This is a genomic window from Methanobrevibacter sp. 87.7 (assembly GCF_002208625.1).
Lineage (GTDB): Archaea > Methanobacteriota > Methanobacteria > Methanobacteriales > Methanobacteriaceae > Methanarmilla.
Genome location: NZ_MRCT01000252.1, coordinates 1 through 1,596, shown reverse-complemented (window position 1 = coordinate 1,596; position 1,596 = coordinate 1). Strand labels below are relative to the sequence as shown.

The following is a 1,596-nucleotide window of genomic DNA, read 5'->3' as shown; positions in this document are numbered from 1 at the left end:
CAATTTAAAAACAAGAAAAATAGAATTATACAAAAAATACTATTAAAATACCAATTTAAAAACAAGAAAAATAGAATTATACAAAAAATACTATTAAAATACCAATTTAAAAACAAGAAAAATAGAATAAAAAAATTAAAACAAATTAGAAATAATAAAACACTAAAAAACAGTTAAAACAAGAAAAAAATACTAAAAATAATAAAACACTAAAAAAAGAAAAAAGACAAAAATAAAATATGAAACTAATCATATCTTACTTTTCCAATATGTCTAGTACTACCTGGATCTTCTCCATTATAATGAGCTAAATAATATATAAACCATTCAAGTGGAATAATAAATACAAATGGAGATAATAATTTATTAAAATCATCATCAACATAATCAGATAATTTATATAAAATCATTTTCATTTTAAGGTTCTCTGCAAAACTAATTGCTTTTTGAGTAATTTCATCAACAGCAAATCCAGAATATAAAAATAATATTGGAACATCCTCTTCAGCTCTTTCAATAAGACCATGTCTAAATTCTGATGCATATAATGGACAAGCGTGTTTAATTGCACCTTCCATAAACATAGTCATAGCTAATTTATATGAAAGACCAAAATTAGGTCCAGCACCTAAACAATAGAACAAATCTTCATCTTTATATTCTTCAGCTAATTTTTTATTATCATCAATTGTTGATTTAAGAAGTTTATCATATAAATCAGGAATAGCTATTAATTGATTAAGTAATTCATTTTTATCCTCATAATCAGAAGCTTTAAACAATATTTGATATAAACAAGCAAGTTGAGTAACATATGTTTTAGTACCTAAAATAGCTGTTTCACGATCACCTCTGGTAATAATTGGATATTTAGATTCTTTAACCATTGAACTTTCAGGTTCATTAGTAATTGCTACGGTATCAATATCATACTCATTAGCTTTTTTAAGAGCAGATAAAGTATCACCAGTTTCACCAGATTGTGAAGTAAAAATAACTATAGAATTTTCACCTTTAATTAATTTTTTATTATAATAAAATTCAAAACCAGTAAAAACCCTAACAGTTAAGGTTGAAACCATTTCTAAAGCATCTCTAACTGAATAACATGTAGAAATAGAACTTCCACAACCAATTAAATAAACATTATCACATTTTTCTACAAGTGATGAAACCTTATTCATCTGATCCATTTCACTTTCAAATGTTTTTCTCAATGCATCAGGTTGTTCCATTATTTCATCATACATTTTATATTTCATAAGCATCCCTAAAATATGATTTAATTCTAAAAAAATGAATTTTTATAAAAAAAATAAATAAACTTTAAATTATTTGCATTTACTTTATTATATTATAAAATATTTTATAATTAATAATATAAATAATTTTTTTAACCTATTTAAATAAAAACTAAAAAAGATAAAATAGGTAGTTTTAAAAATTTATTTAAATAGAATATAGAATTTAAGATAAAATTATAGAAAAAATAAAATAGAAAAATAATAAAACTAAAAGCAATAAAAACAAAAAATAGAAAAAAATAATTAATAAACACGAAAAACTAAAAAACAAAGGATAAAAACTATTAAAAAT

The 1,596-nt window shown here is 21.6% G+C and carries 1 protein-coding gene; it reads right to left on the bottom strand.

Going from position 1 to position 1,596, the window contains the following annotated elements:
• Nucleotides 1-245: 245 nt before the first annotated feature.
• The gene (locus BGI41_RS08040) at nucleotides 246-1,262 is read right to left on the bottom strand and encodes an SIS domain-containing protein (protein WP_088540181.1); all 1,017 of its coding nucleotides are present in this window, start codon (nucleotides 1,260-1,262) and stop codon (nucleotides 246-248) included.
• Nucleotides 1,263-1,596: the final 334 nt, after the last annotated feature.

Excerpts from the sequence above, each read along its gene's own strand:
- BGI41_RS08040 (WP_088540181.1), bottom strand. The coding sequence starts at position 1,262 with ATGAAATATAAAATGTATGATGAAATAATGGAACAACCTGATGCATTG.